Origin of the sequence: Pseudomonas sp. 10C3 (assembly GCF_036346185.1) — a bacterium.
In the GTDB taxonomy this organism is placed as follows: Bacteria; Pseudomonadota; Gammaproteobacteria; order Pseudomonadales; family Pseudomonadaceae; genus Aquipseudomonas.
Map to the genome: position 1 here is coordinate 93,898 of NZ_JASJVE010000002.1, position 13,587 is coordinate 107,484.

Here is a 13,587-nt window from a genome sequence, read left to right on the forward strand (position 1 = left end):
TCATTTAATAATGCCTTGGCAAAGCGCCTCCCCCACCGCCTGCGCTCGATTGGAAACGCCTAACTTGGAATAAATACTTTTGAAGTGGTACTTCACCGTGGCTTCGGAAATAGCACGGATAACGCTGATCTCCCACGCTGTCTTGCCTGCGCGAGCCCACTTGAGCACTTCCAGTTCTTTTTCGGTGAGCGCCTTGGCATGCAGTTTTCGGCCTTTGCCGGCCATATGCAGAATAGGGACAAGATTGCTCAACAGGTACTTGTCTCTATCGTTGAGCGTACGGCTCATCGCATTGAGTGAACACACGGTAACAACACCTTGCTGGACGCTAGCCTCGTTGGAATAGCCGTAGGAGGCGCCGGGCATCAGTCGGTAATCCTGAACCACCTCTTTGTAGGTCGGCGTCGGTGGATGACGTTCGAACGCTTTGTCCCAGTCCATGAACCCCAAGTGCTCGCGATAACTGCGGATCACTGGATCATCCATCATCAATCGACCATGACGGTAGAGGTCGCTCCAGACACCGTCCACATTAGAGGTAATGCAAGTCAGCAATACGGTCCCTTTGAACTGATACAGCATGGCCCGCTCACAACAGCATTGGCATCTTAACCAACCCAAGGCATTTTCGATGGCCTTGTCGCCATTGAGTTCTGTAATGCTGACCACCATCTGTTGAATGAGCTGGGTCAAATCGGCGTTGACTGATACTGCACTTCCCATGACCACCTCCCTTTACCCCCGACATAAAGTATTCAGGAATCGACCGACAGAGAGTTGCACAGTAAAAGGCATTTAAAAATAAAGGAAATTATAAACAGGGTTTACTTACTTACCAACAAGCCACTTCCTACAAAGCAATAAGAAAAACCTTACAGACATTTCGCACGATCATAATGGAAGTCATGGCCTATCGTCGGCCGCAATCACCCTCTATCAAGGGTAATTGCAGTTAGAGGGCTTACAACGAAGTCCCTGCAGACGAAAAGCAAAACGTTTTAGAACGCCGACAGGTCAATCACCGCAAAACTGGCGACATTAGCGTGTCCAACCAACTCGCCGCCATTGCGAACCAGGCCACAAGTTGGCATGCCCGCTTGTTGCGCAGCGTCGAGTTCTTCGACGATATCGGACAAAAACAGAATCTCCTCTGCCGGACGACCTATTGCTGCGGCAATGCTGCGATACGACTGCGGCTCGCGCTTGGGCCCGGACGTCGTATCGAAATAGCCGCTGAACAGCGCAGACAGATCGCCTGCATCAGAGCAGCCAAAAATCAGCTTCTGAGCCTGAATCGAGCCAGACGAGTAGACATACAGCTCATAACCTTCCTGATGCCAGCGCTTGAGCGCCTCGACCGCATCCGGGTAAACATGGCCTTTCAACTGGCCAGCTCGATAGCCCTGCTCCCAGACCATGCCCTGCAGCGCCTTGAGCGGCGTGGCCTTACGGTCTTCGGCAATCCACTCCAGCAAAATTTCGATCACACGCTCGACATCAGCCTGGGGTTCGTCGATTTCGTGGCGCACCGCTTGCAACTGCAAGGCCACCGCAGGCTGAGTGGCCTCTTGACGAATAAAGTCCGGCAAATGCCTGGCGGCGTAAGGGAACAACACCTCAAACACGAAACTCACCGCGCTGGTGGTGCCTTCGATGTCGGTAAGGACAGCTTTAATAGGCATGCAAACTCCGGGTCTTTAGTCTTCAAGCCGTGGAAAATGGTTGGCTATCTGTTCGCCGGTGAACGTTGCCACCCAGCCTTCCGGGTTGTTGAACAACCTGATCGCCACGAAATGCGGGTGTTCCCCCATGTCGAACCAATGACGAGTGCCCGCCGGGACGGAGATCAGATCATTCTTCTCGCACAGCACGGCATATACATAGTCGTCGATGTGCAGCGTGAACAAACCACGTCCGGCCACGAAGAACCGTACCTCGTCTTCGGCATGTTGGTGTTCATCAAGAAACTTGGCGCGCAGTTCGGCTTTCTGCGGATGGTCGCGGTCGAGGCTGATCACATCCACCGTGACGTAACCGCGCTCGGTCATCAATTTATCGATCTGTACCTGATACGCGGTAATCACTTCTTCCTGGGAAGCACCCGGCGTGACGGGTGCCGTCGCTTGCCAGCGATCGAAGCCAACGCCATGTTCGGCCAGGGTTGAGGCGATGTCTTCCAGATGGGTCAATACTTTGTTCGGCAAATCAGGCGTAGAGACGTGATAAACGGACAAGCTACTCATGACGGCATTTCCTTAACGGTTCAATAGAGCGCGAGTCTTGAGCTCGCACTCGAACAAAAATTCAAACGCTTCGATCTGACGCAATGCATCGCTCATTCGCGCGCCCCAGGTGTAAAGACCGTGGCCACGAATCAGGTAGCCGGGGCAATCAGGGTGGGCGTCGAGCCAAGGTTGGACCTTTGCCGCCAATCGGGCAATGTCCTGATCATTTTCAAAAATCGGCACGATAACCTTTGATTCATGGGTCGCCACGCCCGCAAATGCTTTCTGCAGTTCATAATTTTCGAACACCACCCTATCCCCCGCCGTCAGGCGCGACAACACGGTCGCATTGACAGAATGGGTGTGCAGCACTGCGCCTACCTGTGGCTTACAGCGGTATAACTGGGTGTGCAGCAAGGTTTCGGCAGAAGGCTTTTTGCCCGGCTCCAGGCTGTTGCCGGAAAGGTCGGTGACCAGCACGTCATCCTGGCCCAACTGACCTTTATGCTTGCCTGACACTGTCAGTAACGCGGTGGTCGCCGACAACCGTGTCGAATAATTACTGCTGGTGGCTGGCGACCAGCCACGGCCATACAAAAAGCACCCGGCGTCGATGATTTCCTGAGCGAGTTGTTCGCGGGTCATGCCCTGTCCTCTTTCATTCGTGTCGCAATCATGACGGCTGCGGCGAGCGCCGCAAGACTGGCAATGCTGAAGGTCCAGTTCGGCCCCAATACATTCCAGCTATAACCAGAATACAACGCCCCCAAGGCACCTCCAGTGCCGGCGAGCGCGGCATACAGCGCCTGCCCTTGACCCTGCTGCCCGGGGCCGAAACTGCGCTGCACAAAATGGATAGCCGCCGCGTGAAAACTGCCGAACGTCGCGGCGTGCAGGATCTGGGCAAACAACAACACAGGCAAATGTTCGGCGAAATTGCCCAGCAGCAACCAACGTAACGCAGCCAGTAAAAAACTCGCCATGAGCACATGGCGAAGGGTAAACCGCGTCAGAATCCGGCTCATCGACAAAAACATCAACACTTCGGCCACGACTCCCAAAGCCCAGAGTAGACCGATGAGGCCGCGACTGTAGCCCAAATGCTCCAGATGCAGGGTCAGGAAGGTGTAATAAGGGCCGTGGCTCAACTGCATCAATGCAACGCTGGCGTAAAAAGCCAGAACACCGGGACTGGCAAGCTGTTTAAGAAAGCCGCCACTGGCCAACCTGTGCGTCGACGGTGCGGGTTGCGCATTGGGCACCCACCAACTGCTGGCGACAATACCGGCCATGATCAACAGTAGCGCCTGCGGGTATACGTCCAGGCTGAACCACTCGAACAGCCGACCCAACGCCACCACCGTGAGGATGAAACCAATAGAGCCCCACAGCCGGACCTGGCTGTAGCGGGCGGTCTGCCCCTGCAAATGGGCCAAGGTGATGACTTCGAACTGCGGCAATACGGCATGCCAAAAGAACGCATGCAACGCCATGACCATTGCCAGCCAGGCGTAGCTCTTGTCGAACAGGATCAAGGAAAACGTCAGCAGCGTACAGATCGCCCCAAAGCGCACAATCGCCAGGCGGCGCCCGGTGTAATCTCCCAGCCAACCCCAGATATTGGGGGCGATGCAGCGCATCAGCATGGGGATGGCTACCAGTTCACCGATGCGTGCGCTGGAAAACCCCAGGTGATCGAAGTACAGCGCCAGAAACGGCGCTGTCGAACCCAGCAAAGCGAAGTAGAACAGATAGAAACTGGACAATCGCCAGTAAGGGATCTGACCTTCGGGAAGTGAAACCATGGCTAAACCGCCGTGGCTGCATCACCGTTATCGAGCATTACAGTTGACCCAGAACAGGCGTCGACACCTGCACATCGGCGTTCTGCCCGCGATTGCGCAGGAAATGATCCATCAACACGATGGCCATCATGGCCTCAGCGATAGGCGTGGCGCGGATACCGACGCAGGGGTCGTGACGACCTTTGGTAATGACGTCGACCGGGTTGCCATGGGCATCAATCGAAAGTCCTGGCGTGGTAATGCTTGAGGTCGGTTTAAGCGCCAGATGGACGACGATTGGCTGCCCCGACGAAATCCCACCCAGAATGCCGCCAGAGTTGTTCGACAGGAAACCCTGCGGCGTCATTTCGTCGCGATGCTCGGTGCCGCGCTGGGCGACGCTGGCGAAACCGGCGCCAATCTCCACGCCCTTGACCGCATTGATACTCATCATCGCGTGGGCCAGTTCCGCGTCCAAACGGTCGAAAATCGGCTCGCCCAACCCAGGCTTAACGCCTTCGGCAACCACAGTAATTTTGGCGCCGACCGAATCCTGATCCCGACGCAACTGGTCCATGTAGGTCTCAAGCTCCGGCACTTTGTCCGGGTCCGGGCAGAAAAATGCGTTCTGATCCACCGACTCCCAGGTCTTGAACGGAATTTCAATCGGGCCCAACTGGCTCATGTAGCCGCGAATCCGAATGCCCTGGCTGGCCAGGTATTTCTTGGCGATGGCACCCGCCGCCACGCGCATCGCCGTTTCACGGGCCGAGCTGCGACCACCGCCGCGGTAATCGCGCACGCCGTACTTGTGGTGGTAGGTGTAATCGGCGTGCGCCGGGCGAAACAGGTCGTGAATTGCCGAGTAGTCCTTGGACTTCTGATCCGTATTGCGGATCAACAGGCCGATAGGGCAACCCGTGGTCTTTCCTTCGAACACACCAGAGAGGATTTCGACTTCATCGGCCTCCTGGCGCTGCGTGGTGTGGCGGCTCGTGCCGGGCTTGCGGCGATCCAGATCGAACTGCAAGTCTTCCAGCGAGAGCTCAAGCCCTGGCGGGCAGCCGTCAACGATAGCGACCAGTGCCGGGCCGTGGCTTTCGCCAGCAGTGGTAACAGTGAACAGCTTGCCGTAGGTATTGCCGGACATGCAGGACGCTCCGCGAAAATAAGCTAAAACAATCAAACGGTCTGTTTATCAATCAAAAACCGCAAGCACGCCAGTATACGCAGGCTGCCTGAGTAGTTCATCCTTCAAGCGTATTGCCGAACCTTATCCGCGTTGACGCGTCCAATCGGCACTTGAACAGATGATGGCCTACCGATGTTACGAGTCACCACTTTAATTCGTGCTATTACCGTAACCCTGCCCCTGCTGACAGGCCTTGCCCACGCAGCCACACCCAGCGTATTGCAACGTCCCATCAGCCTCGATACGGGAACCGGCGAGCTGTTTGGCACCTTATTGCTGCCCAGATCCGACGCCCCTGTCCCCGTGGTATTAATCATCGCTGGATCCGGCCCCACCGACCGTGATGGCAACAACACCGACGGCGGTCGTAACGACAGCATGAAGCTTCTGGCGAGAGTCCTCGCCAAACACAATATCGCCAGCGTGCGCTACGACAAGCGGGGCGTCGCCGCGAGCAAAGCGGCCACGCCCGATGAGCGCAACCTGAGCATCGAAGCCTATGTCGCCGACGCAGCGGCCTGGGGAAAAATGCTCAAGACTGACCCACGCCTGGGACGCTTGATTCTCCTGGGGCATAGCGAAGGCGCCCTGGTCGCCGCCCTCGCCGCAGAGCAAGCTGGAGCTGCGGCAGTGATTTCCGTCGCAGGCACCGGGCGCCCGGTGGATCAAGTGTTGCGCGAACAATTGCAATACCGATTGCCCCCACCCTTGCTGCAACGTAGCGAACAGCTGATCGACTCGCTTAAGGCAGGCCACACCGATGACAACGTGCCACCCGCTCTCGATGTGGTATTCCGCCCGAGCGTGCAGCCGTATTTGATTTCGCTGCTCCGCCAGGACCCGGCCGCCGCCTTCGGAAAACTGCAGGTTCCGGCGCTGATCATTCAAGGTCGTAACGACATTCAGGTGGGGGTGGGTGATGCCGAGCTTCTCCATGCGGCCAAACCCGACGCGGAGCTGGCTCTGATCGACGGCATGAACCATGTCTTGCGTATTGTCCCCAATGACATTGGACGCCAGCTAGCGTCCTACAAAGACCCGCAGTTACCGCTCGCCAGTGAGCTTTCAACGCGAATCCTGCGTTTTATTGGCGCATTGCCCGCCGCGTAATGCGCGCTGGCCTGTCCACAAACCGGCCAATGGCCTTCAGTCCTGAAAAAAACGGCCGATAGCGGATGGCTGGCACTGAGTTTGCTGCTTGGTGCCTGGGCCACAGGACTGCTGATATGACCGACACTCAAGCCACACCCGACGCTGAAGTTGAAGCCGAAAACGCAGCCGTTGCGCCGGATCCTGCGAGCTTGCCGTGGGCGGACGTTCAACCGGAACATTTTAAAATGCTGCGCCTGGCGCCACTGCCGACCGACCGGGCCACCGGCGGCCGCCCATTGCGCTTCGTGCAGTTCGGCCGCGCCGAGCGCAACGATAAAGAACACAGCCTGTTACGCATGGATATCCAATTGCCTGCGCAACGTGTGCGCAAAGAGCAGAACCACCTGGACGTATGGGTCGATCACGCCACTCATCGGGTGCGCTTCAGCCCCGAAGCCGGGTTACAGATAGAACCGTGGAATCGTGGTCTCGGTCGCTTTCTGATGGCTCAGGGCATTCACTGGGCGCAAAAAAGATGGTCGCATTACCAGATCGACGAAAATGTGCTCGCCAGTAAAGACGCCCTTAACGAAGACACGCGCCTGCGCCGGGATAATTTTCTACGCACTCAGGGCTTCGAGATTACGTACGCCGACGCCCAGCACATGAAGGGCAGCGTCAAAGCGGTAAACGTCAGCGAACTGCTTAACACCTGGAACAGCGAAAAGGTCCAGATGGTCGAGATTCTCGACGCGGGCAATATGCTCCAGCAAGCAGAACAGAACTTGCAGGAGCAAGACGTCAAGCTGCGCAAACAGGAGGAGTCCGTCACCCGATTCAAACGCGAAGACAGCAGCTTGCGCTTCACCATCGCTTGCCTGGTGGCGTTCGCGGTATTCCAGGCTGGGCTACTGATCTGGATCGCTACGCACCGTTAGGTTTCCCTTGCGTTAGGAGGCCCCACCGAGTCTTCGACGCCGCGCTGTCACACAGAAAACCAGGTTGCGATTTGTGTGTTGTTATCGGTGGTGGTGCACCAGATTGCGTAATTGCATGGACTTGACCATGCACTAACTTTCTAGATTTTGTTTCAACCAAAGCGGATGAACTCGTCTATAAAACAACGCCTTCGCTCGTATTAGTGTAATGATCAGTTGGGACTTTCGTCGCGTCATATGTAGACGTTAATGCGATGCTAACTTGCTTAAATGGACTTGCGCTTAGCCATCGCGGCACGGCTGTTCCGGCCTATTTCCAAATGAATATATTCAGATGGTTGCTAGGCAGATTTATAACTGAAAGTTTTTGCCATACGTGCATCGATTGAATGTGCCTAAAGCAAGTAGTTGACATGCTTATCTTTGTAGACGAAACTATGGACGGCTGCATTACTACTTTGATAAAAATTGCCAATTGAGAAAAAATGGAATTTTATTTTTCAAAAACCAAAGCGGTAACTGATATTCCTGGAATTCATCTTGTTCAAGATAATATATGGAATAAACATAAGGCGCCGTGGGATGACTTCGGATTTATAGTGACGTTTCAAGTTCTTCTGATTAAAGATCAGAAGCTTCTCGCTCTAGGCGAAATTAAGGTTCTAGCTAATAGCATTCATGATACGTCGACCTTTTTTGTAGCGAGCGGAGCTTTGATTCCTGAAACTAAATCTTACAAGATTAGTTCTCTGCTAGATCCTGAGCGAATAGTGTCACTTGGAACTAGTGTCGAACACTACCAGAAGGTTAGGAATTCATTTTCTTCCGAGGAGGCAGAAACCTATCTGTTGGGTATCTGTGATGCTGGTTATTTCTATGGAAATTATGATGCTTACCGAGTTTGGGCAGGCTTTGAGTCCACGTTGCTAAGGGATGGTCAGCCCGCTGAGGCGCGGATAAAAAAGGGGTTCTCTATCGCGCTAGGAAACTACTCTCCAGAAGAAAAAATTAGCATAAGTATTGATACGCTCCCGGGGTCGTTTGAGACTATAGAGTTTAATTTTGATAACAGCAGGACAGTAGGTAGCAACAATTTAAATTTGATAATTGGTGCGAACGGTGTTGGTAAGAGTCATATACTGAAACATGTCACGGAGCTTGTCACAGGCATAATTGAGGGTAAGGAGAAGTGGCCTTACTTTCATAAGCTAGTCGTTGTTGCATACTCGCCATTTGAAAAATTCTATACGGACAATGAGATTTCCGAGGCGTTGTTAAAAAAGCAAACCCCAGAGGGCTTGAGGTCTAGGCAGCTTCCGCCAGCTCAAAAGAAAAGATTGCTAAAGGTGAATAAATATTCGTATATAGGCTTTCGAAACGAGTCAGATAAATTTAATTTGGATTGGCCGAAAGAGCATAGCGCTCGTTCAGTCTTAAAAATCATGAGCCACGATCAAAATAATTGGTGGAGTGACCAGCATCGATTAAACTTGCTGATAGCTACACTCAAGATGTCAGTGAAATTCGATACGCTCGCATTGCGCTCCAAAGACGGCGAATTTATAAAGGTTGAAGATAGATATGGTGTTTCGGTCGAGGAAATTGAAAAAACTATAGACTTTAAGTCTGGAATTTTCTTTTTAAAGGATGAAAAAGAAATGCCGCTGAGTTCAGGTCAGATCATATATTCTTACATGATTCCCGCCTTGGCTGCTGAAATTGAGGATGAAAGCCTGGTGATCCTCGATGAGCCGGAGTTATATTTGCATCCGAGCTTGGAGGTAGGTTTGATCTCAATGTTGAAAAGTCTTATGCAGGAAACGTCCTCATATGCAATTGTTGCAACTCATTCAGCCATCTTAGCCCGAGAGGTTTCACAGGATGGTATTCAAATACTGCATTCTTCACCAGTGGGGACTGTGGTGACATCTCCTATTTTTGAAACATATGGGGAGTCTCTTGACTTAATTCTTGGTGCTGCTTTTGATGATTATCAAACGCCAAAACCTTTCCAGAGATCTCTTGATAAAGAAATAGAAAATTTTAAGGATGTGGATGAGGCGATAAAGGCGCTGGGAGAGCACTTAGGTGATGAGGCGTTAGGCTATATAGCATCCCAATTTGAACTCAAAGAAGCTAACATAATCTTTGAGGACGAGTAATGGATTACTTAGAGCGCTTAGCCATTTCGGCGGATTGGCAAATCATTGCGCAGACTTCAGATAAAGAAAATGTTTCTGATCTAATAGATCTTTACGATGATCTTAATAATTCTTATGAAGGGTATCAGTCGCTCATAGAGGACTTTGCGTCAGTGCCGCCACCTAGTAACTACATAGCACAAAAGGACTTGCTTGTAGAGTATTATGAGGATGCACCTGCAAACTTGAAAAAAGTTATTCGTGATAGGCGTAATAATCATGGTCTTAGGGCCTGTCCTTCTTGTGGCAGTCCCTACAAGCCCAATACTCTTGATCATTTTATTCCCAAACATAAATGGCCAGAATATTCGATCTATCCAAATAATTTGGTTCCCCAGTGCATTGGGTGTGCTCCGATTAAAGGGAAACGTTACTATTGTGATGAGACACTGTCTGCAATTTTTATACACCCAATATATTCAGATCTTTTATCTAAGGTGCGATTTGGTGTAGTTATAGAGATTTGTAATGAAACTAATTCCCCAAAATTTACAGTTAAGTTTTGGGCTGGAGGGCTGAGCGGGAATGATTTGACAAGAGTGAGGCAGCATCTAAAAAAAATAGAGATCCATGCTCGGATGCAAATTTTTTTACGTTCGGAATTTGATCACTGGAAACGGATAGTTTCGGTTAAAGGTATAAATATCCAAAGTGCGATGGTGCAGCGGATTAGGGAGCGGGTCACAGAAGGGGATCGGCCCAAAGAATGGAAAGCAGCATTTTGCCAAGCCATAATCGACAGTCCCTCGGCGATTCAATTTTTCAATTCTCTTTCGGCTCCCACGCCTACTGCTGTTATCGATCTGGCTGAGTGTGTGGAGATCGTTTTGTAGAAGCAACCTGAGCCTGCGGGTAGCGCGCATAAACAGTTTTTCCTGGCCATGCATTAGGCGATGGCTGTATTGATGTTGTGTTGCTGTTGTATTTTCGGGTCGAAGCATTTTAACTAAAGCTTATTATATTATTATACAAACCAGAGTGTGCACCTACGAGGTGGAACTCAGCATCCGGATTCTGCTTGGGCAGCCAAATCTCCAGAGCCATGCCGTCAATGGCAAAGGTTGGGTAGAAGTCGCTGCTGTATCTGGATTTATGGCTGGTAATGGATAGCAGTTTGATCACTCGGTTCCTCGGTATCCCTGAAATCTATACAAACTAAGCCTCAAAGTTTTGAATGTCTGCTTCTGGCCGACTCCTGCCCGCTGTGACCGGCAAAGAGCTGCAGGGTGCGGTCTGCCGGCAGTATCAATACGTGGTCTGTCCCCGATTATTTCAGCGGCACGGGGGTGCAATCCGTCCGAGCTGATCATCGATGCGGGGCTCTGAATCAAAGAATTTCGGTGATGCCCGGCTTACGCCGGGCTTATGAAGCAATCACGCTTCGGCGGGTTTAGCACGATATTTATTGACGTTATCTACTAGTAGTTGAATAGATGCAACATCCGTCTTGATTTCTTCCAACCCCGCTACTGGCATGTCTTTATTCATAGCCTGAAGATGCGCCTCCGTCATCCTATGGCCCTTTTTCCACAACATTACAATATCATCAGCGTCTTGCTTTCGAAGTCCCGTAATCTTATGCAAATTCCCGACGCCAACCATGTCACTAAACCTAGTAACAACTCCATTTAATACGACATCCTCTACGACCTTCTCTACCGTCGCACGTATGTCGCTATAAAGAATTCGCACATCTCGCACTAATTCTTCGCCTGGATAAACGGGCCATGGCTCCATTTTTTTTACTCGAGCTTCAAGCTGGCGAATCCGTTCTTTATATCCAGTTTTATCCCACGGTAACCCCTGCTTGATTACTCCAGCAGCATCTCCCACCCATTCTAGATGGTGAACAAGGTGAGGGATCTCTTTCGCCTCCCCTAACGAGTCGATTAATTCACTCAGAAAGGATATATCATGCGTCAAAACAATCACCTGCCTAAAAGCAGCTTCCTCAACTAATCGTCGAGCAACTTGACGTCGCCTCACATGATCAAGAGACGATACGGGATCATCAAATATAATCCCACCTCGATGATCCGAAAGTTTAAGTTCCGCTAAAAATGCTCCAAGCGAAACCGCTCGCTGCTCACCTTCACTCAGAACTTGCTCTATTTTTTTTGCAGCAGGCAGATCGAGCAATAACGTGAATTTTACGGTGCCGCGATCAACTCTTTCCTTGAGTTTGGTTTTTATATGCCCGATACCCAGTTTGATAAACTCCTCATCAAGAGCTTTCCTCAAGGAGTCGGTAATTATTTTCCCCGCTATATCTTTAGATTTCGCTGAAATAGCTCTAGGATTCAATTGCCCCTTACACCCATCAAGCTTGGTACGATAGACAATACGACCATGAAGGGCCAGCACAGCCTCAACTATCAGAGCAAGAGCTGCACGAGACTTCAGCTCGGCTAGCTCATTTGATAGCTTTTTGAGCTTTTCGGGATTCGACGCCTTTTTATAGAATCTGGCTTTCCAAAGTTTAATGGCTGCAACCTTACGCAGTTCACTAACAGGACTAGCATCTAGGTCTGGGACGTCGTCCAAATTTACAGAGCGGGCTGCTTTTAACATCCATGCTTTGTAGCCATTAATTTGATCTTGATAGTTCTTAATTCGGTCGACCAACCCTTCTGCCTCTCCCTCTAGCTCTACTGCCAGGGCTTGGCTAAATCCGAAATCCAAACTTGAGCGATCTATCTGATCCAGAACATCATCAAGCGCTGTTTTTTTCTCCGAAGCAAGCTTGGTTACATTTTCTTTTATAAAATCATCGAACCGTCGCATTCTACCTGCGGCTGGTTCTACCGATTGTTGACAGAGCACACAGACAGCCTCTTCCGCACAATTAGGGAAGTCATGGCCTGGATACGCAACACTTGTAGAGTACTTCTGCGCAGCAAGAAACAATTCTTTCCAAATAGCTTCACCAGAACCTGGCAAAAGATCATCTTCGACCCTAAGCGCTCGTGCAGCAGCATCCACGCCCTCTGTAGCATCGCACGATTCTTTAACCAAACGCTTAAGCTTATCTAAGGCCTTCTCCGTCGTGTACTTCTCTTTCTTCAGAATTGTTTCTGCAAGATTTTTGATGTGAGCGGCAGAAGTCTTCAAACTTTGGTATTTCAATATTGGATCGGGCTCTGCTATCGCTAACTCCAGATTACTGAGCCTGTCTCGCTCTTCCTGCGAAAGCGTGCCCAGACGGACAATATTCTCCCTACTTGTCTTTTCTCCAAAGTTTTCGAGCAACCTGCCGACGGCAGTTTCTTTATTAAACCCGGCAAGAATGTCGAGCGAGACGTCAATTCCCTTCAACTCGTCATTCATTAAGGCTAAGACCTCTGGCACAACCTTACTTGCCAGAGCCTCAACCACGTCTAATCCCCTTGGAAGGTACGCTGCATCGCCCTCTATTAGGTAGGCGCTCGCGCAAGAGGTATCGAATACACTCACATAAGAAAGCTGTGGAGGGGGCACCGACCCACTTGTCCAATGAAACGTCTGAGCTACCCCGTTCAACGACGCGGTGAACGTCGCCTTGGGTTTACCGGCGCCCACCGCCGCTTTGGTGACATCACCGAGTATCTCACCGCCCCTGTCTCGAGCACGGCAGGCATGTTTCAATACTCGCGCATAACCAGACTTCCCGGCGCCATTACCGCCATAAATCACGGTCACGCCCTTCTCCTCAAAGGAAAGGACTTGGCCTGGCATAATTCTATTGACGTTTTCCAAATCACTCATCGACTTGAGCGTGACGCTTAATGCCGCCTCACCACCGGCGGGTATGTGATCGGCACTGAGCGGGTTTGCCTGAAGGCCGTCCACGACTTCAATGTCGTTTTCATGCTTCAGAAGCGCGTAAAAATCACGGAAATCCTGAGGGCCCAATTGCTCATTGAGCAGCAGCCTTCTGGCTGCATCTCGAAGCCAAAGAGATAGGTCTTTTTCCGACCAGAGCAGTACGTCATTCAATATCGACATGATTCCTCCATGAACAGCTTGATGCACTAGGCCAACGGCTGGCCAATCGACATTACCAACCGTTCCGAGGATGCAGCCCCTGAAGAGAAATAGCTAGCCGAGCGCGTTCGCCTTCCACCAGCTCCCCAAAGGGTTTATCAGTTCAGACTGAGTCGTCACGCATTTTATAGA

Annotated in this window: 10 protein-coding genes and 1 pseudogene; 4 read left to right on the plus strand and 7 right to left on the minus strand. The window is 51.3% G+C overall.

The genetic code is table 11. The annotated features are described in order from the left end of the window. The 6 genes from QN399_RS02260 to aroC form a co-directional block, all read right to left on the minus strand. Positions 1 to 723, minus strand: coding sequence for a helix-turn-helix transcriptional regulator (locus QN399_RS02260; protein WP_322179795.1), 723 nt, complete (start codon positions 721 to 723; stop codon positions 1 to 3). Between the two features lie 275 nt (positions 724 to 998). Continuing rightward, complete coding sequence (gene mtnC, locus QN399_RS02265; RefSeq protein WP_322215631.1) at positions 999 to 1,682, minus strand: acireductone synthase; 684 nt, start codon at positions 1,680 to 1,682, stop codon at positions 999 to 1,001. Between the two features lie 15 nt (positions 1,683 to 1,697). Next, the gene (locus QN399_RS02270) at positions 1,698 to 2,243 is read right to left on the minus strand and encodes an acireductone dioxygenase (RefSeq protein ID WP_322215628.1); all 546 of its coding nucleotides are present in this window, start codon (positions 2,241 to 2,243) and stop codon (positions 1,698 to 1,700) included. A 12-nt stretch (positions 2,244 to 2,255) separates the two neighbouring features. After that, positions 2,256 to 2,870, minus strand: coding sequence for a methylthioribulose 1-phosphate dehydratase (locus QN399_RS02275; protein ID WP_322179801.1), 615 nt, complete (start codon positions 2,868 to 2,870; stop codon positions 2,256 to 2,258). Then, entirely contained in the window at positions 2,867 to 4,030 is a 1,164-nt protein-coding gene (locus tag QN399_RS02280) for an MFS transporter (protein ID WP_330200500.1), read from the minus strand. Before QN399_RS02280 ends, QN399_RS02275 begins: the two co-directional genes overlap by 4 nt. A 37-nt stretch (positions 4,031 to 4,067) precedes the next feature. Further along, positions 4,068 to 5,159, minus strand: coding sequence for a chorismate synthase (gene aroC / locus QN399_RS02285; protein ID WP_330200501.1), 1,092 nt, complete (start codon positions 5,157 to 5,159; stop codon positions 4,068 to 4,070). Between the two features lie 152 nt (positions 5,160 to 5,311). On the opposite strand from aroC, the pseudogene QN399_RS02290 reads away from it, so the two are divergent. The 4 genes and pseudogenes from QN399_RS02290 to QN399_RS02305 all read left to right on the plus strand — a co-directional run bounded on the left by QN399_RS02290 (position 5,312) and on the right by QN399_RS02305 (position 10,265). Beyond that, positions 5,312 to 6,311 (plus strand): annotated as a pseudogene (locus QN399_RS02290) (alpha/beta hydrolase). A gap of 116 nt (positions 6,312 to 6,427) precedes the next feature. Next, complete coding sequence (locus tag QN399_RS02295; protein WP_322179805.1) at positions 6,428 to 7,231, plus strand: hypothetical protein; 804 nt, start codon at positions 6,428 to 6,430, stop codon at positions 7,229 to 7,231. Positions 7,232 to 7,716: 485 nt separating this feature from the next. After that, a complete protein-coding gene (locus QN399_RS02300) occupies positions 7,717 to 9,393 on the plus strand; it encodes an AAA family ATPase (RefSeq protein ID WP_330200502.1) in 1,677 nt (558 codons plus the stop codon). Beyond that, positions 9,393 to 10,265, plus strand: coding sequence for a hypothetical protein (locus QN399_RS02305; protein ID WP_330200503.1), 873 nt, complete (start codon positions 9,393 to 9,395; stop codon positions 10,263 to 10,265). The genes QN399_RS02300 and QN399_RS02305 overlap by 1 nt, the downstream gene beginning before the upstream one ends. A 541-nt stretch (positions 10,266 to 10,806) precedes the next feature. On the opposite strand, the gene QN399_RS02310 is transcribed toward QN399_RS02305, so the two are convergent. Beyond that, entirely contained in the window at positions 10,807 to 13,416 is a 2,610-nt protein-coding gene (locus tag QN399_RS02310; protein ID WP_330200504.1) for an AAA family ATPase, read from the minus strand. Positions 13,417 to 13,587 lie beyond the last annotated feature (171 nt).